The sequence below is a fragment of the Colwellia asteriadis genome, assembly GCF_039523295.1.
Taxonomy (GTDB): Bacteria; Pseudomonadota; Gammaproteobacteria; order Enterobacterales; family Alteromonadaceae; genus Colwellia; species Colwellia asteriadis.
In genome coordinates this window covers 520,853-546,998 of record NZ_BAAAFA010000001.1, presented here as the reverse complement: position 1 = coordinate 546,998, position 26,146 = coordinate 520,853, and the positions used below count along the sequence as shown (strand labels likewise).

24 protein-coding genes and 1 riboswitch are annotated in these 26,146 nt (G+C 37.0%); of the genes, 11 read left to right on the top strand and 13 right to left on the bottom strand.

Going from position 1 to position 26,146, the window contains the following annotated elements:
• Positions 1-103: 103 nt before the first annotated feature.
• Positions 104-1,657 carry a 2,3-bisphosphoglycerate-independent phosphoglycerate mutase gene (gene gpmI, locus ABD005_RS02270; protein WP_343814509.1) on the bottom strand — a complete coding sequence of 518 codons (1,554 nt, stop codon included), beginning with the start codon at positions 1,655-1,657 and terminating at the stop codon, positions 104-106.
• Between the two features lie 208 nt (positions 1,658-1,865).
• Here gpmI and ABD005_RS02265 point away from each other — a divergent pair, with 208 nt between their 5' ends.
• The 4 genes from ABD005_RS02265 to gpsA all read left to right on the top strand — a co-directional run bounded on the left by ABD005_RS02265 (position 1,866) and on the right by gpsA (position 4,278).
• Positions 1,866-2,294, top strand: coding sequence for a rhodanese-like domain-containing protein (locus tag ABD005_RS02265; RefSeq protein WP_343814506.1), 429 nt, complete (start codon positions 1,866-1,868; stop codon positions 2,292-2,294).
• Positions 2,295-2,369: 75 nt separating this feature from the next.
• Positions 2,370-2,630: a glutaredoxin 3 gene (grxC, locus tag ABD005_RS02260; RefSeq protein WP_343814503.1), complete on the top strand. Its 261-nt coding sequence runs from the start codon at positions 2,370-2,372 to the stop codon at positions 2,628-2,630.
• Between the two features lie 106 nt (positions 2,631-2,736).
• Entirely contained in the window at positions 2,737-3,231 is a 495-nt protein-coding gene (gene secB, locus ABD005_RS02255) for a protein-export chaperone SecB (RefSeq protein WP_343814500.1), read from the top strand.
• A gap of 42 nt (positions 3,232-3,273) precedes the next feature.
• Entirely contained in the window at positions 3,274-4,278 is a 1,005-nt protein-coding gene (gene gpsA, locus ABD005_RS02250; protein WP_343814497.1) for an NAD(P)H-dependent glycerol-3-phosphate dehydrogenase, read from the top strand.
• A gap of 228 nt (positions 4,279-4,506) precedes the next feature.
• Here gpsA and trmL read toward each other — a convergent pair whose 3' ends face one another.
• Positions 4,507-4,971, bottom strand: coding sequence for a tRNA (uridine(34)/cytosine(34)/5-carboxymethylaminomethyluridine(34)-2'-O)-methyltransferase TrmL (trmL, locus tag ABD005_RS02245; RefSeq protein ID WP_343814495.1), 465 nt, complete (start codon positions 4,969-4,971; stop codon positions 4,507-4,509).
• Between the two features lie 89 nt (positions 4,972-5,060).
• On the opposite strand from trmL, the gene ABD005_RS02240 reads away from it, so the two are divergent.
• Positions 5,061-5,966 carry a cation diffusion facilitator family transporter gene (locus ABD005_RS02240; RefSeq protein ID WP_343814493.1) on the top strand — a complete coding sequence of 302 codons (906 nt, stop codon included), beginning with the start codon at positions 5,061-5,063 and terminating at the stop codon, positions 5,964-5,966.
• Here the strand turns inward: ABD005_RS02240 and ABD005_RS02235 are convergent.
• The 5 genes from ABD005_RS02235 to rsgA form a co-directional block, all read right to left on the bottom strand.
• Complete coding sequence (locus ABD005_RS02235) at positions 5,963-6,967, bottom strand: alpha/beta fold hydrolase (protein WP_343814490.1); 1,005 nt, start codon at positions 6,965-6,967, stop codon at positions 5,963-5,965. The genes ABD005_RS02240 and ABD005_RS02235 overlap by 4 nt on opposite strands.
• A gap of 132 nt (positions 6,968-7,099) precedes the next feature.
• The gene (locus ABD005_RS02230; protein ID WP_343814487.1) at positions 7,100-9,211 is read right to left on the bottom strand and encodes a M56 family metallopeptidase; all 2,112 of its coding nucleotides are present in this window, start codon (positions 9,209-9,211) and stop codon (positions 7,100-7,102) included.
• Between the two features lie 9 nt (positions 9,212-9,220).
• On the bottom strand, positions 9,221-9,601 hold the full coding sequence (locus ABD005_RS02225; protein WP_215980192.1) for a BlaI/MecI/CopY family transcriptional regulator: 381 nt from the start codon (positions 9,599-9,601) through the stop codon (positions 9,221-9,223).
• Between the two features lie 188 nt (positions 9,602-9,789).
• A complete protein-coding gene (asd, locus tag ABD005_RS02220; RefSeq protein ID WP_215980333.1) occupies positions 9,790-10,662 on the bottom strand; it encodes an archaetidylserine decarboxylase in 873 nt (290 codons plus the stop codon).
• A 30-nt stretch (positions 10,663-10,692) separates the two neighbouring features.
• Positions 10,693-11,751, bottom strand: a complete 1,059-nt coding sequence (gene rsgA / locus ABD005_RS02215) for a small ribosomal subunit biogenesis GTPase RsgA (protein ID WP_343814483.1) — start codon at positions 11,749-11,751, stop codon at positions 10,693-10,695.
• Between the two features lie 99 nt (positions 11,752-11,850).
• Here rsgA and orn point away from each other — a divergent pair, with 99 nt between their 5' ends.
• Complete coding sequence (orn, locus tag ABD005_RS02210; protein ID WP_343814480.1) at positions 11,851-12,396, top strand: oligoribonuclease; 546 nt, start codon at positions 11,851-11,853, stop codon at positions 12,394-12,396.
• Positions 12,397-12,440: 44 nt separating this feature from the next.
• On the opposite strand, the gene ABD005_RS02205 is transcribed toward orn, so the two are convergent.
• Positions 12,441-13,418, bottom strand: a complete 978-nt coding sequence (locus ABD005_RS02205) for a GGDEF domain-containing protein (RefSeq protein ID WP_343814477.1) — start codon at positions 13,416-13,418, stop codon at positions 12,441-12,443.
• Between the two features lie 251 nt (positions 13,419-13,669).
• A riboswitch (cyclic di-GMP riboswitch) is annotated at positions 13,670-13,752 on the bottom strand.
• A gap of 296 nt (positions 13,753-14,048) precedes the next feature.
• On the opposite strand from ABD005_RS02205, the gene ABD005_RS02200 reads away from it, so the two are divergent.
• The 3 genes from ABD005_RS02200 (at position 14,049) to ABD005_RS02190 (ending at position 18,071) form a co-directional block, all read left to right on the top strand.
• A complete protein-coding gene (locus ABD005_RS02200; RefSeq protein WP_343814474.1) occupies positions 14,049-15,785 on the top strand; it encodes a tetratricopeptide repeat protein in 1,737 nt (578 codons plus the stop codon).
• A gap of 19 nt (positions 15,786-15,804) precedes the next feature.
• Positions 15,805-16,332 carry a hypothetical protein gene (locus ABD005_RS02195; RefSeq protein WP_215980197.1) on the top strand — a complete coding sequence of 176 codons (528 nt, stop codon included), beginning with the start codon at positions 15,805-15,807 and terminating at the stop codon, positions 16,330-16,332.
• A gap of 164 nt (positions 16,333-16,496) precedes the next feature.
• The gene (locus tag ABD005_RS02190; protein ID WP_343814470.1) at positions 16,497-18,071 is read left to right on the top strand and encodes an EAL domain-containing protein; all 1,575 of its coding nucleotides are present in this window, start codon (positions 16,497-16,499) and stop codon (positions 18,069-18,071) included.
• A 44-nt stretch (positions 18,072-18,115) separates the two neighbouring features.
• Here the strand turns inward: ABD005_RS02190 and rraA are convergent, their stop codons facing one another.
• Positions 18,116-18,601: a ribonuclease E activity regulator RraA gene (gene rraA, locus ABD005_RS02185; RefSeq protein ID WP_215980199.1), complete on the bottom strand. Its 486-nt coding sequence runs from the start codon at positions 18,599-18,601 to the stop codon at positions 18,116-18,118.
• Between the two features lie 184 nt (positions 18,602-18,785).
• Here rraA and ABD005_RS02180 point away from each other — a divergent pair, with 184 nt between their 5' ends.
• Together ABD005_RS02180 and ABD005_RS02175 are read left to right on the top strand one after the other, a co-directional pair.
• Positions 18,786-20,786 carry a putative bifunctional diguanylate cyclase/phosphodiesterase gene (locus ABD005_RS02180; RefSeq protein WP_343814467.1) on the top strand — a complete coding sequence of 667 codons (2,001 nt, stop codon included), beginning with the start codon at positions 18,786-18,788 and terminating at the stop codon, positions 20,784-20,786.
• 283 nt (positions 20,787-21,069) lie between these two features.
• Positions 21,070-22,929 carry a methyl-accepting chemotaxis protein gene (locus tag ABD005_RS02175; protein ID WP_343814464.1) on the top strand — a complete coding sequence of 620 codons (1,860 nt, stop codon included), beginning with the start codon at positions 21,070-21,072 and terminating at the stop codon, positions 22,927-22,929.
• Between the two features lie 110 nt (positions 22,930-23,039).
• Here the strand turns inward: ABD005_RS02175 and ABD005_RS02170 are convergent, their stop codons facing one another.
• The 4 genes from ABD005_RS02170 to ABD005_RS02155 all read right to left on the bottom strand — a co-directional run bounded on the left by ABD005_RS02170 (position 23,040) and on the right by ABD005_RS02155 (position 26,059).
• The gene (locus ABD005_RS02170) at positions 23,040-23,402 is read right to left on the bottom strand and encodes a gamma-butyrobetaine hydroxylase family protein (RefSeq protein ID WP_215980202.1); all 363 of its coding nucleotides are present in this window, start codon (positions 23,400-23,402) and stop codon (positions 23,040-23,042) included.
• A 49-nt stretch (positions 23,403-23,451) separates the two neighbouring features.
• Entirely contained in the window at positions 23,452-24,780 is a 1,329-nt protein-coding gene (hslU, locus tag ABD005_RS02165) for an ATP-dependent protease ATPase subunit HslU (protein WP_215980203.1), read from the bottom strand.
• 99 nt (positions 24,781-24,879) lie between these two features.
• Positions 24,880-25,398, bottom strand: a complete 519-nt coding sequence (hslV, locus tag ABD005_RS02160) for an ATP-dependent protease subunit HslV (protein ID WP_215980204.1) — start codon at positions 25,396-25,398, stop codon at positions 24,880-24,882.
• Between the two features lie 88 nt (positions 25,399-25,486).
• Positions 25,487-26,059, bottom strand: a complete 573-nt coding sequence (locus ABD005_RS02155) for an SPOR domain-containing protein (protein ID WP_215980205.1) — start codon at positions 26,057-26,059, stop codon at positions 25,487-25,489.
• Positions 26,060-26,146 lie beyond the last annotated feature (87 nt).

The window sequence follows — 26,146 nt, the reverse complement described above, 5'->3', positions numbered from 1 at the left end:
TAATAAGTAATGATTTATAAAACGTCTTTTGCTAATAAATTGCAGACTAGTCAATAGTGCCATAACTAAGATGAGGTAATTTAATTGTTAAAAAACAAATATATCACTTAGTTAATGGCATTAATACTCTCCCTGTCATTTCTACCGGCTGCTCTATGCCCATTAAGTGTAAAATGCTTGGTGATATATCACTAAGTGTGCCTGTGGCTTCGGGAACTGCACTTCTGCCAACGTAAATTAAAGGTACAGGTTCACAAGTGTGTGCAGTGTGAGCTTGACCTGATACTTCATCTAACATTTGTTCTGCATTACCATGATCAGCAGTGATTAAACACTCACCACCAGTTTGTTGTAAGGCATCAACAACGCGACCAATACAAGTGTCTACGGCTTCACAAGCTTTAACCGCTGCATCAAAACTACCTGTATGTCCGACCATATCGCCATTCGGGTAATTACAAACAATAAAGTCATACTTACCACTGTGAATTGCTTCAACTAGTTTATCGGTTAACAAAGTTGAGTTCATTTCTGGTTGTAAGTCATAGGTGGCGACGTTAGGCGATGGGATTAAAATACGTTCTTCACCATCAAAGGTGTCTTCTTTACCACCACTAAAGAAAAAGGTAACGTGAGCGTATTTTTCAGTTTCAGAAATACGTAATTGCGTTTTATTATGTTTAGCTAACCATTCACCCATAACATTATTTAATGCGGCTGGTTCGAAAGCACTCGGGGCATCTATGTCAGCAGAGTATTGAGTTAACATGACAAAATTAGCGATGTTAGGTATTTTTTTACGGGTAAAACCGTCAAAGTTGTCTTCGGTAAAGCAACGGCTAAATTGACGCGCTCTGTCAGCTCTGAAATTCATAAAAATTAGCGAATCACCATCGTTAATTTGCACGGTTTCTCCATTTGGCTGAGTAATAGCACTGGCACCAACAAACTCATCATTTTCATCTCGTTGGTAAGCGTCAGCTAATGCGGTAAGAGCATTATCGTATTGGTGAAGTCCTTCACCGCTTACCATCAAGTTATAGGCAGCTTCAACGCGATCCCAACGTTGGTCTCTATCCATTGCAAAGTATCGACCAATAATTGAAGCGATTTGTCCATTGCCATTAGGGAACAGCTCTACAAATTTTTGTTGTGCTTTTTCTAATGAGGACTTGGCACTGCGCGGTGGAGTATCTCTGCCGTCTAAAAATGCGTGCAAATAAACTTTGCTTGCACCACGTTGTTGAGCAAGCTCTATCATCGCAAAAATATGATCTTCGTGGCTGTGTACACCACCAGGTGATAATAAACCGAATATGTGGACGGCTTTGTCATTTGCTACTGCCGAGTCTACTGCTTGGCATAGAGTAGGGTTTTGAGAAAACTCCCCATCTGCAATTGATTTAGTAATGCGAGTAAAGTCTTGGTAAACCGTACGACCTGCACCTAAATTAACATGACCAACTTCAGAGTTGCCCATTTGTCCATCAGGCAAGCCAACAGCCATACCTGAAGTGTTTATCAGCATGTTAGGATAATTAGCTTTTAAATTATCTAATACTGGCGTGTTAGCGCTCAATATGGCGTTAGAGCTTGAGTCTTCTCTGTATCCCCAACCATCTAATATCATTAGAACCATAGATTTTTTATGTGCCATGTTGTTTCCTATCACTGAATGCTGAATTACTTTAGGGTCTGTTGAATAACTATTGTACACAGTCATTTCGGGATATTCACTAAGGATTTACAGGAGAAATATTCCATAGTGAGTTACTAAATTTTCAATAAAGGGTTAAGCTCGCATTTCTAAAAGACTTGGGTATAATATGCCGATTAAAATTATTAATAATAATGGTTACTAAACAATGGATGAATTAATTACTTTTGCGGGCAATAACGGCATGTTAAGTGCTATCTGGGTTGCACTTGTTGTGATGATTATTGTGACAACTATTCGCATGAAAATGTCACCGATTAAGCAAATTAGCCCACAAGATTTGACATTTTTAATGAACAGAGAAGAAGGTATTGCTTTAGATATACGTACAGATAAAGACTTTAAAGCTAATCATATTCTTGATGCTGTTAGTTTATCTAATGAAAAAATTACTAAAAACGGTTTCGCTAGCCTTGAAAATAAAAAAGACAAGCCCATCATTGTAATATGTAGTGCTGGATTAAGCGCTGTTAAAGTTGCTAATGATTTATCAAAGGCAGGTTTTGAACGCGTTAGTATTTTAAAAGGCGGCATGAACTCATGGACTAGCGCCGGCTTACCACTAACCAAAAAATGAAAGCTAATAAATAAAACTCTACTATAGCTGCAATATGCACTAAGAGTCTTGTTATAAAAAATTGAGGTGAGAACAATGGCGAAAGTAGAGATTTATACCAAAGCATACTGCCCATACTGTAGTCATGCTATTGCGTTATTAAAACAAAAGTCAGTTAGTTTTAATGAAATAAAAATAGATGATAACCCTTCATTACGCAGCGTAATGATTGAGCGAAGTCAAGGTGCCTATACAGTACCACAAATTTTTATTGGCGATAAACACATCGGAGGCTGTGATGATTTAGTCGCATTAGATGCTAAACAGCAGCTCGATACACTACTTACTACACCTTAATAAATGTTATCTAACAGTGAGTCATTAGCTCACTGTTATTTTTAATTTTTAGTTGTTATGGCTTATGCGAGCCAAGCAAAAAATTATATAAAAAATAGGAATTATCATGTCAGACGAGAACCAAGCAGTATCAAACGAAGAAACACCAACAGCAGAATTTGCTATTCAGCGTATTTACACCAAAGATATATCATTTGAAACGCCTAATTCACCAGCTATTTTTCAAGCAGAATGGAAGCCTGAGATCAAGTTAGATTTAGATACGCGTTCAACTCAACTATCTGAAGGTATTTATGAAGTGATACTTTCGGTAACCGTCACTGCGATTGTTGAAGGAAAAACAGCTTTCTTAGCTGAAGTGCAGCAAGCAGGTATCTTTACTATTGGTAATTTACCTGAAGCACAATTAGCACATACTGTTGGTGCATTCTGTCCAGCAACGTTATTCCCTTATGCGCGTGAAGCTATCGCGAGTATGGTTAATCGTGGTTCTTTCCCGCAATTTAACTTAACGCCGGTTAATTTTGATAGTTTATTTGCTTCATATATGCAGCAACGTGCAGCGCAGGCGCAAGTACCTGAAAGTAGCGAAACGCATTAATCGTTTTTAATTTATTTCACAAGTGATAATTAGGTAGTATTAATGACCCTTTCTGCAGATATAACCGTACTCGGCGCTGGCTCTTATGGTACGGCTTTGGCTATTTGTTTAGCTCGAAATGGTCATAAAACACTATTGTGGGGGCGCGATCGAGAACATGCGGTAGCGATGAGTCACGCCAGAGAGAATGTTAAATATCTTGGTGGTTGCCCTTTTCCTGAAAGCTTATTGGTTGAAGCTGATTTAACATCAGCGGTACAGGCGAGTAATAACATTCTTGTTGTTGTGCCGAGTCATGCCTTTGGCGATATGCTTAAACAAATAGCGCCAATGTTAAATAGTAACAGCCGTATTGCTTGGGCAACTAAAGGACTTGATCCAAATACCGGAGCATTATTGCACACGGTTGCTCGCGATATTTTAGGGCAGGATATTGCCCTCGCTGTCTTATCTGGGCCTACTTTCGCCAAAGAAATGGCCTCAGGCTTACCCACCGCAATTTCATTATCATCAACTGATGATGTTTTTGTCGCAGAGTTGTCTGATTTGTTGCATTGTGAAAAACGTTTTCGAGTTTATTCGAATAATGATTTTATTGGTGTGCAGCTTGGTGGTGCAGTTAAAAATGTTATTGCTATTGCAGCGGGTATTGCTGATGGTATCGGCTTTGGTGCCAATGCAAGAACTGCATTAATTACCCGTGGTTTGGCTGAAATGACCCGTTTAGGATTAGCCTTAGATGCTCAAGCGTCAACGTTTATGGGGATGGCTGGCTTAGGTGATTTAGTCTTAACATGTACTGATAATCAATCCCGCAACCGTCGATTTGGTTTAGCACTAGGTAAGGGTGATGAAGTTGAGCAAGCCATATCAGAAATTGGCCAGGTTGTTGAAGGTTATCGCAATACCAAAGAAGTTTATATGCTTGCTCAACGAGTTGGTGTAGAAATGCCAATCGTTGAACAAGTTTATGAAGTACTCTATCGAGGTTGTGATGCTAAAATCGCAGCCGCAAACTTGCTTTCTAGAGACAGGAAGTTTGAATAGTCCGTTATAAAAACAACTTATAAAAAAGCTAAATAAGACGATATATTATGGTTCTATTTAGCTTTTTTTATTTCTGCTTTTTAATTAAAAGTTATACGCTTTGGTATAGGCTATTAGCCAGAACTCAGGATAATAAAATTATTTCAAGAGGTTATATTCATCATTAACCACGTTGGGTTTACTTGCAATAGACTTGCTATTAAATCCCTTAAGCCAAGCTCAGGTTATTTAGACTGCATTAGGAAAGCCTAATTGTCGCCATGCATCATAAACAATCACTGCGGTAGCATTTGACAAGTTCATACTGCGACTCCCTTCAAGCATAGGGATGCGTATCTTATCTTCATCAGGGATTTTAGACCGAACTTCTTCAGGTAATCCACTAGTTTCAGAGCCAAAAAGTAAGTAATCTCCTTTAGTGAACTTCACATCACCATAGTAATTGTTAGTTTTAGTGGTTATGGCTAAAACACGTTGAGGCTTTTCACTCTCAATAAATGCATCGTAGCTTTCGTGGCGCTGTATTGCGGCAAATTCATGATAATCTAAACCTGCTCGACGTAACTTTTTATCGTCTAAATCAAAACCTAATGGTTCAATTAGGTGTAGTCTAAAGCCTGAGTTTGCGCAGAGACGAATAATATTACCGGTATTGGGTGGGATTTGTGGTTGAAAAAGAACTACATCTAGCATAACAATAATGGCTCTGATAAATTTTTGCTATTATAACCAGTAATAGTTATGAGTTACAGTCGATAGTTTATTTAGAGCAGGGAGGAATTGTGGTCAATCAGACAAAAAAGAATAATGATTATGCGCTATGGGTACGAATGGCTGCGATAGTATCGACTAGTGTTGCTTTATTATTAGTACTAATAAAGTTATACGCGTGGCTAGTTACCGACTCTACTGCGATTCTTGCTTCAACAACTGATTCATTATTAGACTTGTTCGCATCATTAATGAATATTGTTATTTTGCGTTTTGCATTGGCACCTGCCGATAAAGAGCATACTTTTGGCCACGGTAAAGCTGAAAGTTTAGCTGGACTAGTACAAGCTGCATTTGTACTTGGATCTGCTATTTTGCTTGTTTTTAGTGGCATTTCTCGTGTTATTAATCCGCAAGTTATTATGCAAGGTGAAGTCGCTATTTGGGTGACAATTATCTCGATAGCGTTAACGTTAGCATTGGTTATATTTCAGCGCTTTGTGATAAAAAAAACGGGGTCCATTATTATTAGTGGCGATGCTTTACACTACCAATCAGACCTATTACTTAATTTTGGCGTTTTAGTAGCTATTATTTTAAGTCAAGGGATCTGGCTGTATGCTGATGGTATTTTTACGATTATTATTGCTTTATACTTATTTGTCGGCGCTGGAAAAATTGTATTACAAAGTGTTAAACAATTAATGGATACAGAATTAAGTGAGGATGAATTAGCGCAAATCAAAGCAGTTGTTGCTTCTCATAACAAAGCCTTGGGTATACATGACTTAAGAACTCGACAAGCGGGTGTACAACGTTTTATTCAGTTTCATTTAGAGTTAGCCGATGAGTTATCATTATTAGAGGCACATAGTATTGGTGAAGCAATTGAAAAAGAGATATGTAAGCGTTTAGCACCTTGTGAGGTTTTTATTCACCATGATCCTAGCTCAACGGTAAACCATAGCGTTATCTAATGAGAGTGCAGCTCAAACCAGTCTAATAACGTGTTTAATGTTTCATTACGATAGATATCTTTTTCGAAGAAAAGCTCATGTCGTGCACCTTCGATTAATACTGGCTTACTTGTAGGGCATGATTGCGGGTGAACTGTATGCAGCTTTTGGCAAAAATAATCTTGCGAGGCGTTATCTATAACAGTATCCTCACCAGCTTGTAATACTATAGTGGGTGTAGTTAACGCAGTTATGTTTGAAAAAATAGCTTTTTGCGCGTTAATTCCCTCAACTAACCATTGCAAGGTTACCCCTCCTAATTGAATTTCTGGGTTTTCTTCCTGCAGTTCAGTGAATATTTTAAAGCGTACTTTTGACTGAGTTAACTCATTATCAGCAAACTTTGCTACTTGGTAATCTTGCTGGCTTATTAAATACCAAGGTGTATCATCAACAAGTCGGTTGAAGCCGTTAAGTGCTTTTATTAAGCCTCTTGCAATAACATTGGGCGCCGCTCCGGTATTAAACCCTAGCATAGGAGCACTTAAAACTGAGGCTTGTATTTTTTCAGGATAGTCTTGCATAAAACGAGCTGCAATAGCACCACCCATAGAGTGCGCTAATAAATAAGGCTTACTTTGACAGTGTGGTGTGACCACGTTATCAATAAAGCCATTCAGATCATTGACATAATCCTGAAAGCTCTCTACATAACCTTTATATTCTGATTTTAATAATCGTTCTGATAAGCCTTGACCACGGTGGTCAAATAGAAAAACTTGAAACCCTTGCCGAGTAAGATCATAACTTAATTCTTGGTACTTTAAGTAACTTTCATTACGTCCGTTAACAATAATTAGGCACTTTTGCTGAGGAGAAGTAGCAAAATAAGCGTAATTAATACGAGTTTTTTTCGCTCCTTTAAAAGAAGAAAATGTGCCCTGCTGCCAGAATTCCGCAATTTCATTAGTGATTTTTTGCTTAAGTGATGATTCTTGGGAAAAGCTGCGGGTATTGTTCATCGTACTGTTTCCAATGCTAATTTCTGTTAATGTACTACGAGCAAAAGCTGTGTTTATTAGCGTAAATATAGCTAAGTAACAGGTTAGCCTTACTAGGTTATTTGTCTTACCTGCGAGCATAAATCAGTTAAGTTAACCTTGTAAACTGAACGAGAATATCTTGGACATTTGGCTTTCTACTACTTTATTATCTACTTTTGCTGGCATGAAACGCCATTGTCTCATCGCGGTACGAATTGCACTTTTAAAATAATTTAGACGACTTTGTTGTGAAAAATTAATGTCTTTCACTTCGCCATTGCGATCTATAGTGAAGCGTACCTTTACTTCTATTTCTATTCCTTTACGTTTAGCTAAGCTAGGATAAACAGGATCTACAGAAGTGAGCTGCTTAGCTTCATATTTGCGTTGGGCACTACTAATACTGTGCTGTACTGTACTTGATTGTTTAAATTTACGCTCTATAGGTTTTTCTTCTCTTTGAGTAAGTGCTAGCTCATAACTTTGATAAGGCTCGGTTGAAATAATATTATCTAGGCTAATATTTTCGCTTATACGCTCAACTTTATTTGCTACTTCATTCTTTTGTGTCTTAATAGGCTTAGCCGATTTTACTAAAAGAGTGTTATTTTCCTGCTGGTTGTTAAGGTAAGTAGTCTCTCCTTGAGACTCAGCTAACAATGTTTGTCGGGGTAATATTTGAGTTACTTTTTCTGCTTTTAATTCCACTTTTAATTCTTTTGGTAACTGCTTGATTGAAGAAAGATTTACTGCTAAATCAAGATCATTAATAGCGTATTCATGATCTAAACTTTGCTTAGTGGCTAATAAGTTATCTGTACTTATACTCTGATTACCCAAGTTGGTATTGAAGACTTTAATTGTTTTATCACTACGAGATAGTGTATTTGCAACTAAATCAGTGCCTACTATATCATTAGTAGATATAACATCCGTTGCAACACTATCAACACTATCAACACTATCAACACTATCAACACTAGTGCTAGAGATTGTTAAGCTAGTTTCAATACTCGGGCTCTGTTCTTGCTTTTGATGTGCACTATCACCTGGTCCTAGTAATAATTGCTGTGCTATAGAGTCTGTAGTGATAATACTGTCGTCTAAGCTACTCTCAAGACTTGCGATATAAGGGCTCTCTGTAGAGGCTAAATGTTGAGCTTGCCATGGTAGGTGATAAACCCAACGTGGAGAATAATTACTTGCAAACAATTGCTGTATAAAAAATATTGCAATAAATAATAGTAGGGTCATGGCTGCAAACCATTTGCCAATATGATTTTTTGGGGCGCAGTGATGATCAACTAAACGTACCACCCTTTCTTTTAAATCACCACCAGAAGCCGCCATAGCCATATTAGGGATCGTGTGTTGATGAAGGCATAGTGTTGCGGTATCGGTTAGTGTATGCGCATAAGCGATGGGGTCGCCACAATGTTTGACTGCAATATCATCACTGCAATACTCTCGCTCATTTCGCATATTTTTTGCGAGCCAGTGAACGCTAGGATGAAAGAAAAATAACAGTTCAATAATGGTCTGTAAAAAGTTAACTAAGTAATCATGTCTGCGAATATGAGCAAGCTCATGTAACAGTAACATTTCAAGTTGTGCAGGGGATAACCCTGTTACCATAGTGACTGGAATCAGTACAACAGGTTTAAATATACCAATAGCCATAGGAACTTCGGCTTTCATAGAGATAAGCAATGTAGGTATTCTGGTTAATTTAACTTGCTGACTTAACTCGATAAATCGACGCTGTAATTGTTTTTCTGGCAATTTACTAGCGTGTTGTGGCAATAGATTTACATTACGTATTTCAATTAACAATTTAACCGTTAGCACAAGTATGATAGCTAACCAAGCCAAAGACAGATATGGCAACACGTAAGCTAATAATGACGGCAGTAACTCTTGATAACCTGATAACGATGAAGTTAACTCTATATCGGCAGTCAGGTTGTTTAATGCCAATGAGGGAGTGCTACTATTTAATAAGTCACTCGTTGGCAATATAATATTAAAAGTAATAATTGCTGTACATAAATTGGCTAGCATTGCCGCTGCACATAAAACATAGCGTATTTGGGGTCTGCTTTTATCAATAAATAACAATACAAACTTTACAATAGCCGCGATCAATAACCCTTGCCACAGAAAATGCAGCAAAGTTAACGCTAAGCTATATAAAATTGGTGTGTTAAATAATGGCGCTAGCATAATAGTCGTTTATTTATCCAAAGAGTCTAAAAGCTGACGAATATCATTGATTTCTTTAGCGCTGGTGGAGTCATCAATAGCGCGCATGACTAATTTAGAGGTTGAGCCACCAAATGCTTTACTAATAAGGTCTTTAATTAATGAGGACTGTGTGTGTGTTTCGCTATTAGCTGCAGCATATACATGAGCACGATTACTTTCATCACGTATCACTAAAGCTTTTTCATGCATAATTTGCAATATCTTTAATACAGTAGTGTAGCCTGTTTTCTGGTAGTTACTAACTTCATCGTGAACTTGTCTAACCGTTGCAGGACCCATTTTCCACAATACATTTAATAATGTTAACTCTGCTTCTGTTGGCTTTGCTGCAGGACGTGCATTGACCATTTAGTATTCCTTCATTTAAATTAATATCAGGCGTATAGCTATAAGTGTATGTTGTATAGTTTTACTCTTAAACGTACTTTTCTCTTGGTATTTTTACGAAATATAATAAATATTTCATAAAAAACACAAAATACGAACTTAATCGTATCTTGTGTAGATTAAATGAGCAACCTTTTTATAATCTTAGTCTATTGTGTATCAAGAGACTTCAACATAGCGTAAGGCTCACCCAGGCGAGTTGTAGTACCAGGACCCGCTTCAGGTGTAAACTCTTCCAGCATATTAGGAGAAAAAGCACAAACAACGGTTGAGCCTAGTTTGAAGCGACCCATTTCATCCCCTTTTTTGAAGCTGATGGTATTGATGCCACTTTTAGGGTATTGCCACCTAAAAATATCTTTACCTGCCGGTGGGGTGATAGTACCTGCCCATGTTGTTTCAATGCTAGCAACTATAGTTGCTCCAACTAATACCATAGCAAGTTCACCAAATTCAGTATCGAAAATGGCTACTACACGTTCATTGCGTGCAAAAAGATCAGGAACATTTCTCGCTGTTAGTGGGTTTACTGAAAACAACTCACCAGGAACATAGATCATTTCACGTAATGTTGCGTCCATTGGCATATGTATGCGGTGGTAATCTTTTGGGGCTAAATAAATACAGGAGAATTTTCCTCCTTGAAAAGGTGCTGAAGTACGAGCGTCACCACCCAATAAAGAAGTGAGACTGTAATTAAAGCCCTTTGCTTGAATCAGTTGACCGTCAACAATATCTCCTTGTTGACTAATGGCACCATCAACGGGGTAACATAAGTTTGAACCGGCTTCGATTGTACGAGCTCCGTCGGCTAGCTCTCGTGTAAAAAAGTCATTGAAGCTGGCAAAGTCACTGGCATTTTTCAGTTTAGCTTCTTGCATATTAATACCGTAAGCCTTAATAAACTTGCTTATAGCAAAGGTGGTGAGCCAACCCATTTTTGCGGCGGCAAACTTTCCCGTTAGGCGAGAAATTGCGTGCTTTGGCATAAGGTATTGCAAGGTGATTTTAACTTTGTCCATTAAACTATTTTCTGAAGACACTGGGTTTCCTTAATCATTAAAACGTGAGGTTAATTTATTTTCATCTAAACTAGCTAAAATTCGTTGAAAGCTTGCTAGACGTTTATCGGAAATTTTTTGCTCGGTACTTGCTGCAATAAGGGCACAACCGGGATCGGCTTGATGTTTACAGTCGCGAAACTTACATAAGCCAATATAAGGTTCAAATTCAATAAAGCCATTACAGACCTGTTCAGGAGTTAAGTGCCATAAACCAAACTCCCTAATACCAGGGGAGTCTATTAAATCACCCCCTTCACTAAAGTGGTATAAACGGGCAACAGTAGTTGTGTGTTGTCCTAACCCTGAGTTTTGAGAAACTTCTTGTGTTAACACCCCAAGGTTAGGCATGAGTGCATTAACTAGCGTTGATTTACCAACGCCTGATTGACCTACAAAAATACTAGTATGCTCAGCTAGCTGTTCTCTTAACTCACTAATTCCATCACGTGATTGGCTGCTCGCAAATAATATTTGATAGCCAATATCACGATAAATATTTAACTGCTCTGTAATCGCGTTCTGCTCTTCTTGTGAAATACTATCTAATAAGTCTATTTTATTGAGTACAATAACAGGAGTTATCCCTGTTTGTTCGGCGGCGACTAAATAGCGGTCAATAATGTCACTATTAAATGCAGGTAGCACTGAAGAGACAATTAGAATTTGACTGATATTTGCCGCAATAGGTTTTACGCCATCGTAAACATCTGGGCGACTTAACACCGACCCTCTTTCATGAACGGCTTCAATAACCCCTGTAATGCTATGTTGGGTTTCTTTCCCTAGTCGCCACAAAACCTTATCACCACAAACTAAAGACGTTATTGAACGACGTAAGTTACAACGATATATGTTGCCTTGCGTACACTCAACATCAGCATGTTGACCAAAACGGCTTACAATAACGCCTGATTGAGCGGCGCCTAAGTCATCATCTTGCCACTGAACTTTATCTTTTTTAGACGGCGTTTTACTCTGTAATTTTTTATCATGATTGGCTCGGATGCGCCTTTGCTGACCTTTAGTCAGTTTTTTGGCCTTAGCCACGGGAGTAATTCATATGATTTTTTATTTGATCCAACGTATTTCTGACGTATTATACTAACAATTATATATGAATGCTCGTGCATTTTTTAAGGGAACTTTATGACCTGTAGCGATAGTAATTTAATTTGGCTTGATTTAGAAATGACAGGACTCGAGCCTGCAGAAGACGTAATTTTGGAAATAGCGACCATCGTTACAGATAGTCAGTTAAATATTTTAGCGCAAGGTCCTGTTTTTGCTATTCATCAAACTGATAGTGTTTTAGATAACATGAATCCTTGGTGTATTGAGCAACATGGCAAATCGGGATTAACTCAACGTTGCAAAGACAGTGATGTGAGCCTAGCTCAAGCAACTCAAGAAACGTTAGCTTTTGTCAAAAAGTGGGTGCCAGCAGGTAAGTCGCCAATGTGTGGTAATAGTATTGGTCAAGATAGGCGTTTTGCGCATAAGTACATGCCTGATTTTGAAGAGTTTTTTCATTACAGAAATATTGATGTTAGCACAATTAAAGAACTAGCAAGACGCTGGAAGCCTGAAGTGTTAGATAAAGTTGTTAAAACAGGCGCTCATTTAGCGTTAGATGATATTAAAGAATCTATTGCTGAATTAAAAACTTATCGAGAATTTTTCTTTAAAGAGTAGGTTAATTGCCTAGCAATCAGTTATCGCTAAATTAAAGGGGGTAATTAGGTTGCTAGGGTTGATTCAATTTTTGTCTTTTTTAAAAAGTCGTCAATATTCTCACCTTCCTCCATATGATTAACGCTAAATTGGCTATTAATTTGTGGTAATTTAATATCTGACTTTATACTGACAAAGCGCATTTTTCGTATACTTTGGGTTATTTTTGTGCCGATTTCTGTCGCTGTTTGATGCGAAGCCTGTGGTAATAATAATATAAATTCATCGTAATTAAAGCGCACAGGTAACCCACTGTCGTGTATATAACTTGCGATCTTATGCGCTATTTTGGTGAGTATTACATCAGAAAATAGTACGCCAAAGTCACGTTCTATCTTATTGAACTCTTCTATCTTAATCGAAATGGCGGCGATATTGCACGGCGTATACTGTTGTTGCCATGCAGATATATGGCTACTAATTGCTTTTTTGTTAAATAAACCGGTTACCTTGTCTAAGTTAATTTGATGGCGTGCTTGAGTGAGCTCTGCGGAGAGTCTTTGGCTGTCTTCTTGGTGGCATTCTAACTGCTTTGATAAATGTAGTATTTGTGCTTTGAAGTCTTCAGTCGCTGTTGTTAATGAGCTAATTGCATTTTTAACGTTATTTGGCTCTGAAGATGAAAGTTGTGTAATGTTTTTTTCGAGAGTGTGTATTAACGCTATAGAGGAGCTTGTTAGTTCTTGCTGATTATGATGAGAGTCGTTAATTAACGTACTGAGGTCTGTAAGAATTTCTTCTCTGAATTCACTTTTTTCAAGCACTGTTTCTTTATAGAGGTTCTCCATAAAGAAACCATTCAAACTTTCATTTACTAATAGCTCTTTTTCAATAGCAGCGGTGAGTTGTGCATTGGACTTTTTATAATACTCATAAACAACAGCATAATTAATTGGGTTAATCGCAAGTTGCCACTTTTTGAGTTGAGCAACCACCAAGCGCATAATTTTGTCGGCGGTTTCAATAGAGTCGTGATACTTCATTTATTTATTCACTTCTATGCATTTTTATCATTACAAATTAAGCAAGCTAAGTAGCTTAATTATTATCTCTATCGGAGGAGTTATACGGTACAGTGAGATAATCAAATGGGATTAGTAACATAACGTTAATCCATTTAATAGTAATTTTATTTAAATGCTAATATTTTAAAGAAAGAGAGAGGGCACGCAAAGTTAACGGAAGAAATTGATAGAGAACTAAAAGATGAAGATAAGCCCCCACTATATCTAAATTTTGCAGTTCCGCTATCATAGGTTTCCCATTAGACCGGTAACTTTGCGTCCTTAGCTTTCACTAAGTTTGCCCTTGTTAAGCATTGAAGCTTACGCTCATTATAGATAAAAATGAGTGAATGTAAATATAAAATATTGATAACAAAAAGGAATAAAGTAAAAATAAAGTAACATTTTAGTTTTTTTATGTGAAAGCTAAGGTAACTGATTGTTTTTATATTTTAAATTATGTATAGAATTTTTTTACTGTTTATTTTATTAGGAGCTCCATATTTCTGTGGGGCAAACGAGGCGAACCTGAAAGGTTTGTCGAGTAAAAAAATAGAGATCTTAACAATTCAGGTGGAGCAGTTATATTACCTCGACCATGAAGCTATAATGTATGAAAAGGTAGAGAAAATAGCGCAACAGATTCTTCCTTATTCTCAGTATTACTCTGGTGATATTCTCGCTAAATTATATTTACTACTTGCTATTGTAACGAGTAACAAGAATGAGATAGATAAGGCTTTTACTTATGTGCAATCGGGATTAAATGTAGATCTAGAAGATCAGAAAGTTAGGCTTGCGCTATTACTTAAGCTAGCTAATGTGCATATGGCTAAAAAACAATTCCAACAATTACTTAATATAGCAGAAGATTTAGTAGCCCTTACTCTAGGTGAATCCCATGAGCAGTATAAACTGCTGGCGTTGAGTTATCGTAGTGTTGCGTTCGCTATGTTAGGGCAATATGAGCAAGCACTTGCTGACTTAATGCTACTCGATAAAACCGTTGATAAAAGAAGTGTCTCTATCGAGCATATTGAATTGTTTACTATTTTAGCTACGGCTTATCATTATTTAGGCGATTACCAAACGGCATTAACGATACAATTAAAAGTTCTTAAATTACGTTTTGATTTAAATAAAAAAGAAAATATTGACCAAACTTATCTTTATATTGGGTATGCATATTTATATTTACAACGCTTTGATGATGCTTACAGTGCTTTTTGGGAAGCAAAAAAGTATGCTCAACAGAGGAAAAAGTCTATAGGAGTTGCACTGGCTGATAAAGGTGTAGGTTTAAGTTTTTTTAAATTACAACAATTTGAAGAAGCCGATAGGGCATTTACTCAAGCTGCAGAAACCTTTAAAAACAACGATGTTATTACCGAATACATTGAAACCTTAGTCGCTTTAGCTAGTATCAAGATGAGTCTACAGGAGAAAGATAAAGCTTACGATATACTGCTAAATGTTTTGTCTTTATTAAAAGGTGAAGATATTTCTTTAGAGTATGTTGGATTTTACCGGATGCTAGCAGAAATGTATTTTGACCAAGGTGATTATCAACAAGCCTATTTGATAGCACAAAAGCATAGTCAGCTCTTGTGGTTTAAGTTTGAGAATAAGAAAAAAGAAGCAAAGTACACTCACTATTTTTACAATCAGACGCTAACGCAAGCTCTAAAGAAAGACTCTCTTGGTAAGGGAAAGAAGTTAGCGATTAAGCTTGCGGGAAATAGTGAAATGATTACCTCATTTCAGCGCAAGTATCATAAGCAACATACGATTATTCTTATACTATTAAGCTTGCTTATGTTATTTGCCTTTGGCGCGTTAATTTACTATTTCAGGTTGCGCGCGAATAAGGCCGAAAAAGCTTATGAAGAGTTAGATGAATACCGTATTATTACTAACGCACAAAAAACTAAGTTGTATTATCAAGAGGCCTATCAAAAAGCGAGAAAATTTCAGTATCCGCTTTCAGTGTGTTATATCTCCATTGAAAATTGGCAAGAGTTAGTTTTCACATTTAATAAAAAGCAAGTTGCTGAAGTTAAGGGGATCATGGTTAGTATTATTCAAGAACAATTAGCCGAATTTGAATTTGCTGGTGTATTGAATGAAGGTGAGTACCTTTTATTGTTTGAGCATCAAAGTGAGTTAGATGTCTCTGGTAAAGCTGAAAAGTTAGTTGAAGCCTTAAACTCATTATTTTTTGGTAGCTTGGGCGATTTCTCGTTAATGATAAAATTCAAACTTGATTCACCTACTTTTAAGGATATAGACCCTTTTAGTTTCCTTGCAAAATTAACTGATACAGCTAAAGCAAAATCACAATCGTAGAATAACCTAAGGTATTTTAATGTTTTTTATATTAATCATCACTGCAATTTTTATTGGCGTCAGTATTTTTTTCTCGATACGTTCCGAAAAACTGCAACGTTTATTAATTACTCAGCAAAGAGAGAACAGTCAAACTCGTAAAGAAAGCAAAGCGATGCAAGACTCAATGGCGGTTATTGCATCGCGCTATGAAGAGTTTATTAAGGCTAGGTTACTTACTATGAAGGCACAAGCGGAGCAATATGATGATAAAGATCTGATAAAGCACCTGGACTTGATTAGTCCATTGATTAATAACTACAGCATTATTTTTAGGGACTGCTTAAAAGGTAAAGGTCGACTAAAAAAAATCAGCCAAAAATGTTTTGATAGTCATGACCCTTATGCTTTTAAACAGTTTATCGCATGGATGGTAACCAGTGACACCTCACTTAAACGTTTTTGGTCAAGTGACAATTTAAACGGTTACCTTCACTTAGTTAATTTATTATTAACTAATGCCGATAAAGCGTTAATTACGGCTAAAGGGGCTGCTATTACCAAGTAGAATTTTGGTTGCTTGTTTAAGCTATAAAAAAATAGATAAATATGCTTGCCCTGAATAATTTAGAGGTATAGCTTAAAGGTATAGTTTAGGAGTATAGCTTCGCTGTATATTTAGTACGCTTATGATACTCCCCTCATAAGCTGGTTTATAGGTAGTTGTTAAATATGAGTCGTTTTAACATTAGAGTAGTCTTTTTATTGTCCATTATTGTCGTGACATCAGGGCTGTCATTTTTATTTGTACAGTTATACCGTGATGGCTTGTCATTAACGCCGACTTCTATTTTCGTTTATTTAAGTGTACTACTTTTTAGTAGTTATATTTGTTGGTGGCTAAGCTTAAAGCTATTTAACTCAGTTAAGGGTGGTAGTAAAACGGAAATAATCACAAAAAAAACGACAGAGATATCTTCATTGGATACGGTAACTAATTTACCTACCGCGCAGTCTGCTTTACAAGTTTTCGAACAAGCGATAACTCAAAATAAGAATAAACCGCTAGCTGCCATTGTGCTGAAACCTATAAATTTTGAACAAGCTAATACGTTATTAGGTCATCATAATTCTGACTTGTTATTACTGCAGTTAGCGTACTGCCTACAGTTGAGCGTCGCTAATAATGAAGCGTTGTTGAGCTTTTCAAGTGTCGGAGAGCCTGTACGTATTGCTCGTTTACAAGGCTTAAACTTTTTAGTGGTGATTAATTTAGCTGGTAATAAATATGATGATAAGAGCGTTATTAATGAGATTTGTGTTCAGTTAACTAAGAGTGTTCCTGAGGCTATGAGTTTTAAAAGCTTTTCATTAAACTTTGAACTTGCTTTTGGGGTTGCACTACATCAAAAAAACGGTAATACCGCTCATGAGGTCGTTGCACATGCTGGAGATGCGTTGTTAGATGCTTCAAGCTCTCAGCAAAATATTCGATACTTTAATAACGAAAAACTACGTCATACACAGCATCAGTTGGCACGTATGGAACAATTGAGAAGCGATGTTCTTGATGAAAAGCTTCATTGGTATATTCAGCCACAAGTGAATATTGATGATAACAGTATATTAGGCTTTCAGTTACGAGTGCATTGGTATGAGTTACAATCCACTACGCCACTTGAACTTGAAGATTTTACCTTGCTGGCGAAGCATAGCGGTGAAATGTATATACTTGCTAAGCAAATGTTGAAGTATGCGTTTTTGACTTTAGCTGTTTTGCAAAAAAATAATCATAAGCAGCCAATATCAATTAGCCTCCCTAGTAACTGTTTATTTCAACCTGACTTGGTCGATTATATTGAACTACAAATTAAGCATTATAATATTTCAGGGCGCTACTTAATTGTTGAACTGAATGAGAATGTACTACTTGAAGATATTGACCGCGCTAGAAGTATTATCAATCAATTAAAGTCTCTTGATATTACTATTGCTATTACCGACTTTTCAGGTAGCTATCAAGCTTTGCGTTATATTCGAAAAATGGCTATTCATCAAATTAAAATTAACTGTCAGCAATTAACAAATGATAGTGAAAACAGAGTAGATAAAGCAATTACTCATGCATTAATAACACTTACACGTACAATGAAGCTACCGTTAATTGGTACTGATATTGATAAGCGAGATGCAGCCGATGCATTCTCTACAATGGGTGGGAAGTATGTTCAAGGAAACATTATTAGTCCCGGCATTGCATTAGATGAAGTAGAGCTTTGGCTGGAAAAATGGTATAAAAATCACTAGGTAATATTGAAAGTAGTAACTAAGGAGCAGTTACTACGGTTAACTTACTTAATATCTAGAGGGTCTGGCGATAGTACAATGCCAGTATTGTCAGCATAAATATAATCGTCAGGTAAAACAGTCACACCTGCAAAATTGATTGCTACATCGGTTTCGCCTATTTCATCTTCATTAGCACCAACAGGAATCGCAGCGATAGCTTGGATACCTATATCTATAAGCTCTATCGTGTCTACATCGCGAACACTGCCATAGCAAATAATACCTTGCCAATGATTATGTGCAGCGCACTGCGCAATACTTGCATCTATAAGAGCGCGTCTAGTCGATCCGCCACCATCAATGACAAGCACTTTTCCAGTACCATCTATATTTGTTAACTGTTTAACAATACCGGTACTTTCGAAACATTTTATGGTGACCACTTGACCACCAAAAGAGCTTTTTCCCCCGTAGTTACAGAAAATAGGGTCAATTACATCTACCAAGTCACCATAAAAGTCGCAAAGCTCAGAAGTGTTGTAATACATAATTTATCCCTTTAAAGTAACACTATAAATTAGTTACCAGTATATCTATTTATAGTGAAAAGGAAACACATTATATAGGCAGGAGGTTACTTGAATTCAAAGGTGAAACACTCTTTAATAAAGACCGTTTTATCAAATGTTTTTTGTATTTATATAAATGTCGTTTTATAACGCTAGGTTATTTATGATTGAACACCTCACCGAACGAACCTTTCTATTTACAACACAAGCTGTTGTATTCTCTATTTTATCGTTCGTGTTTTTTATGTATTACCGTACATTTAAACGTCAATATGTGGGTTACTGGCTAATAAGTTTAGTATCACTTACAGCAACATACTTCTTGAAGGCTATTGTTCTGCATATACCTCATACCCTAGAGGTTGATGTAGGGTTAGTTATTATTGAAACCTTACATTTAAGTTTACTGTTTGGTTTCTTATTTTATTTAACGTTAGGTGTGTTAAGCGCCAAAAATAAAAAAGTACTGTCTTTTAAACAAACCTGCAGCTTTATTGTGTTTATTTTTGCTTTTAGTGTGTTATTGGTAACAGTAGAGCATACGGACTCTTTCAATCATTTTTATTTAACAGTAAGTCTGCCTAGTTTTATTTTCGGTTGCATATTTTTCGCTTTAGCGACATTACTTTTATTTGATAAAAATAGCCATTTGTCGAATAGAATTTTAATGTGGTTTTTCTTTATTGTCGGTTTTCGGTATTTGTTTTACTCCTTTATTTCTATTGTTGCATTAACAGATCTATGGTTTCCCACTTTTGAAGCGTTTTTAGTTTTCTTTAATGTTGCTGCAGAGAGCATTCTTGGCTTTACTTTATTAGTTTGGATGCAAGGTGCTGAACGATTATCAGCATTAAATGCAATTAATCGGGCACAATACCTAGGTGAGCATGACTCACTTACCGGGGCATTAAACCGAACACAAGTCATGGCTAAGTTATCCGAAAAAATAAGTAGTTTTGCTAGCGAGCATAAAAAAAATAATAAGCTTGCGGTTTTCTTAATTGATATTAAGCAATTTAAATTTATTAATGATACTTATGGTTTGAAAGTCGGAGATTATATTCTAGGCGAGATTGCTGCACGTTTAAATTCAAGCGTATTTTTGCCCGTTGCTGTTGGTCGCTTGAGTGGTGATTCATTTATGTTTGTGATTGAGTTTGAGCAGCAATCACATATTGATAGAGCTGCTCAGCATATTCATGAACTTATTGAGCGCTCCTACCGCTTTGAACAAAATAAAGTCAATATTCAAACAAGCATCGGGTATTGTTGTTATCCAATTGATGCTGTTAATGCTGAAGATTTATTGCAAAAAGCTAATTTAGCTTTACATCATGCAGAAACTAATGACATAACTACCGTCGGTTTTGAGGGCGGCATGCAGGCCCAAGGTCGTCGCTTATTGTTAATGAAAGCTGCTTTACTTTCTGCTTTAAAAAATGACGAGTTTGTACTGCACTTTCAGCCGCAACTTAACTTGTTTACGAATAAACTTGAAGGCGTTGAAGCTTTGGTTCGTTGGCAACACCCTGAGCGAGGATTTTTAATGCCAGCAGACTTTCTTGATGATATTGAAGCATTAGGCATGCATAACGAGTTTGATAATTATATTTTAACTAAAGCCTGCCAAATAAGTGCTCGCTTGTTCGATCTTTGTAAGCGTCGCGTCGCCATTGCTATTAATATAACCGCTGTTGAGTTTCAAGATGTGCAATTAGTGGCTAATATTCAAAAGCTACTCGAAGAACATAAAATCCCCTCTAAGTACATCGAATTAGAAATAACAGAGAATGTTGTTATGACTGATATTGAGAGAGCAATGAATAGTATAGTGAAACTGCAAAGTATGGGTATTAAGGTTTCTATAGATGACTTTGGTACCGGTTATTCTTCGCTGGCTTATTTAAGAAAACTACCTATCGATAAAATTAAAATAGATCGCAGTTTTATTGCAGAGGTTGCAACTAATGATTCTGACTTGACTATTGTAAAATCAATGGTCGATCTTTCACATGGTCTAGGGAAGCGGGTTTTAGCTGAAGGTGTAGAAGCTATTGAGCAACTTAATATATTACGTAACTTAGGTTGTGATGCAGTACAAGGCTATTTTATTAGCAAGCCTATTTCTGAGGCGGAATTAGTTCGACATTTAACTAAGAAATAGTCGTTTATAGTGACTTTACATTGACGCCTCTATATTACCTTTCTCTTAATCTATTAAATTAACTTAATTATAAAAAAAACTCATAAAAAAGTGGCGCTGGTCGATATAGGGCTATAATAACTATTGGAACATATATAGTTACGCTTCACAGCTTAAGCTTAGCTAGATTTGTAAACCCCTATTTAAACGTAAAAATAAAAAGCTAATACACAAGGAACATGGTAATTAGTTGTTCTTTTTATTAGGAATATTACACTCATCTGTACACTAAGGTTGTCACTATATGCTTATTAAACATAAACTTATCGCAAACTCCGTTATTTTGGTTTTTGCGTTAACGCTCATGTTGCTGTTATTAACTTACGCCAGTAATGGCTTACAAAAAGACATTACTATTGCCGAAGATATTGGTAGAGTCAGTGCCTCAGTACTCGAGCTTAGAGCTAATGGTAATGACTTTATTAATCATAAAGATGTTGCTTATGCGGAATTATTTACCAAACGTATTGAGAGGCTAAATACAGAAGTTGCTAAACTTGATGGTGACTTCACTTCAATAGGCCTAGTACTGCCTGAAATTAAAACATTGCGTAAAGAGTTGGATGAGTATGATGCAGCATTTGAAGAAGTAGTTGAAATGCAAAAGCGCATAGGCTTAGATCCCAAGGACGGTTTGTATGGCAAACTTAGAGCGGCAGTACACAATATTGAATCATTGCTTGGTGATGATAATAATTTATTGTTAAGTGGCATGTTGCAGCTTAGACGTAATGAAAAAGACTTTATGTTACGCCTTGATGAAAAATATGTTGGTAGGTTAAATAATAATGTAGCTGTTTTAGCTAGCAATATTCAACAGAGTGACTTTTCATCAGGCAAAAAGCAACAACTTAATACCCTATTAACAAACTATAAAAATGCTTTTGGCGATTTAGCTGAATTACAAAAAAACCTCGGTTATCATAAAGAAATGGGGCTTTTGGCTGAAATGACCGAAAGTGTCAATCAAGTCAATGCAACATTGCCAGCGTTAATGAAAAAGAGCGATGAAATTGTTGCTGATGACGTTAAATTTATTAACTTATTAGCTTACAGCCTATTTTTAGTTGTATTAGTTATAGCGTTAGTTTTTGCTTGGTTAGTAGGGAAAAGTATTTTAGAGCGCATTAGTACGCTACAGCATACGATGAGCGATATTGCCAAAACGAATAACCTAGGTATTGAAGTAGACGTTAGAGGTAATGACGAGCTATCGGATATGGCGACGGTATTTAATCAAATGCTTAATAGCTTTAGAACACTTATTCTGCAAGTTAATGAGTCAGTTACTACCTTAAATGCGGCAACAGATAGCTTAACGAATAATATTTTTAATGCCAACTCGGGCGTTGAAACCCAAATGCAACAAACTGATTTAGTGGCAACTGCGGTCACTGAAATGGTTGCTACGGTTGACGAAATTGCGACTAATACCCGAGAAGCCGCATATAAAGCAGAGCTTACTAACAGTAATGCTGAAAAAGGTAAAATAGGTGTTGAGCAAACTATTAATCAAATAGGGCAATTATCAGAGAAATTAATGGACTCTGAAAATGTTGTGAAAGAGTTAGAGAAAGAAAGCGTTACCATTGCTTCTGTATTAGGTGTTATTCGCGGTATTGCAGAGCAAACTAACTTACTGGCACTTAATGCCGCAATAGAAGCCGCTAGAGCTGGTGAGCAAGGGCGTGGTTTTGCGGTAGTTGCTGATGAAGTAAGAACCTTAGCTAGTAGAACTCAAGACTCAACACAAGAAATAGAAACCATTATTAACCTTTTACAAAAAAGAACTCAAGAGATTGTGGTGTTAATGGCGCAGTGCCGTAGTCAAGGTGAAGAGAGTGCAGACCAAGCAAGCTCAGCAGGAGCTATGCTTGATGAAATAACGCAAGATGTATCACTTATTATGGATATGAACAGCGCTATTGCGATTGCGATTCAAGAGCAAAGTACGGTGGCATCTGAAGTTAATGAACATGTGGTTATGATTCGAGATGTGACGGAGCAATCTGCTGAATCAGCAAGAGAAAATGAACGCATGAGTAAAGAGTTATCAGAACAAGCAGATGTGTTAAGTAGTGAGGTCAGTCGCTTTAGTGTTTAAGGCAGTTAGTGCTTAGTGATTTAATAGGTCTATAGAAAAAGCCAGAACGCTTGTCAGAGTTCTGGCTTTTTTGTTTAGCATGTAACAAAGTAATTTAATGCTTACCTTTATTATTGAACCTGCTTGATTTCAATCATGGCCTCTCTAGAGTGGCCGCTATTAGCTAGTTGTGCTAAGTAATCTTGCCAGCGGATATCATGTTCAGTCGCTAGTTGTAATAAATACTCAGCTGAATAAATAGCGCTATGATTATCATTAAAAAGTAAGCGGTAACCATGTTTAGCCACACACTCTATTGCTGATAACTGCACTTGCTTTTTGTGGCAAATCAGCTCTTTTACACCTTTACTGTTTTTCACACTAGGTGAGCTAATACGCAAATATTCATACGGTAACTGATAGCTACTTGAGTTATCAAAATCAATAATTAAGATCTTGTTTTCGTTGTTTAATGTAAAACGTTTTATGTTCATGGTGTTTACTCAAGTAGCGCTGGTTATTATCTTTATCGTTCAGTGATAACTAAAGGATGAAGCGGCTTAGGTCTTCATCTTTAATTACGTCACTTAAGATATTATTAACGTAACTTTTATCTATATTAATCGTTTCACCACTGCGCTGATCAGCGTTAAATGATAAGTCTTCAACCAGACGCTCCATCATAGTATGTAAACGGCGGGCACCAATGTTTTCAGTACTTTCGTTAACTTGCCATGCTGCATTGGCAATGGCTTGAATACCATCGTCACTAAATTCAACGTTTACACCTTCAGTTGCCAATAGCGCACTATATTGTTCGGTTAATGAGGCAAAAGGTTCTGTTAAAATACGCACAAAGTCATTAGCACTTAACGCTTGTAGTTCAACTCTAATAGGTAAGCGACCTTGTAACTCAGGAATTAAGTCAGAAGGTTTTGCCATTTGAAACGCGCCAGAAGCAATAAACAAAATATGGTCAGTTTTAATCATGCCGTGCTTAGTGCTCACGGTTGAGCCTTCAACTAATGGTAATAAGTCACGTTGTACCCCTTCACGAGAAACATCAGGGCCAGAGCTGTCACCACGCTTACAAATTTTGTCTATTTCATCAATGAAAACAATACCATTTTGCTCTACAGCATCAATCGCTTTTTGTTTAATATCATCTTGATTAACAATTTTAGCGGCTTCTTCTTCTTGAAGTGCTTTAAATGCATCTTTAATTTTTAATTTACGCTTTTTAGTTTTTTCGCTCGACATGTTTTGAAACATGCTTTGTAGCTGAGAAGTCATGTCTTCCATACCTGGAGGAGCCATGATTTCAACGCCAACTTGTGGGGCGGCTAAGTCGAGTTCGATTTCTTTATCATCGAGCTTTCCTTCGCGTAATTTTTTACGGAATATTTGACGCGTGTTGGTATTTTCGCTGGTTTCATCGTTACCAAAATTATCACGTGCAGGTGGTAGTAAAACGTCGAGAATACGCTCTTCAGCAGCTTCTTCTGCTAAATGCTTAACACGTTCCATTTCGTCTTCTTTCACCATTTTGATTGCCATATCAGCAAGATCACGAATAATGGTTTCGACTTCTTTACCCACATAGCCTACTTCGGTAAATTTAGTCGCTTCAACTTTAATAAAAGGTGCGCGCGCTAACTTAGCTAAACGACGAGCAATTTCAGTTTTACCAACACCTGTTGGGCCAATCATTAAAATATTTTTAGGCGTTACTTCAGTGCGTAAATCGGTATTTAATTGCATACGTCGCCAGCGGTTACGCAGTGCAATAGCAACAGCGCGTTTGGCGTCGCTTTGGCCAACAATATGGCTATCTAATTCATGAACAATTTCGCGGGGAGTCATATTTGACATAGTATTTTCCTCGGTATTGCCTAATAAATAACTTAGGCAATCATCATTAGGTCTATTTTATAGGGGATTGCACACAGTCTGATGAGCAGACTATATTACTTATAATTCATCAATTACGTGAGTTTGGTTTGTGAAAACACAAATATCACCCGCAATTTTTAGCGATTTTTCTACAATTTCTTTCGCGCTTAAATCGGTGTTTTCTAATAAAGCGGTTGCGGCTGATTGCGCAAAATTACCACCGCTACCAATGGCGATTAAATCATGCTCTGGCTGAACAACATCACCGTTACCGGTAATAATTAAAGAGGCTGTTTCGTCGGCAACTGCGAGCAACGCTTCAAGTTTTCGTAAGGCGCGATCGCTGCGCCAGTCTTTGGCAAGTTCTACAGCGGCTTTGGTTAGGTGACCTTGATGTTGTTCTAATTTACTTTCAAAACGCTCAAATAAGGTAAAAGCATCAGCAGTACCACCAGCAAAGCCAGCCAGTACTTTACCGTTATATAAACGGCGAACTTTACGGGCGTTGCCCTTCATTACAGTATTGCCTAGTGATACTTGGCCATCACCACCAATAACAACCTTGCCATTGCGTCTTACGGAAACAATAGTAGTCATATAAACCTCGAAAATTAACAGAATGCTTGAATGTTAATTAAGTTGGGGGTTATCTGCTTTTTTCAAGGAGCAAGCGTAATTATTTCAATTAACGCCATAACCAAATTTGACAATGGTTAATGTTATTACGTCTGAGGTTGTGCTTGTCTTTTTCAGCCAAGCGCTTACGTTGATAAGGCCCAAGAAACACTTTATACCAAGTGCCATTGGTGCCATCTACTTTTTGAATGGTCGATTCAAGCCCTGCAAAAGCAATATTGGCTTTAAGTACTTCAGCCTGCTTTTGAGTTCTAAACGAGCCACACTGCATTTTGTAAGGGCCTTTTTCTTTGACTTCGTATTGGCCCACTTCAACTTCTTTTTGCTCTAAGCCTTTAACGTAACTCCACTTTTCTTTTGGTGGCTCTGGTAGTGTTTTGGCTTCGTTTTCGGGGGCTGTTTGAGGCTTTTCAGTCACAGGTACTTTGGTGCTTGGTGCTGTTTTTAACGCCCATAAGCCGTAACCAAATGCGCCAATACATAATAAGGTAACTAATATGATTACTTTACTTTTAAGAGGTAGTGTCGCTTTTGCTGGAGCACTATTTTTTTTAGCTTTAGCTGAGCCTTTAGGGCTTTTCTTTTTTGTTGGCTTACGGGAAATATAATCTTGATTTGGCATGAAGGCTTAACATAGTTAACACAAAGTAATTGTCGGTATTCTAACTGACAATAAGGTAAAAATCAGCCAATGGATTCACAAATATGA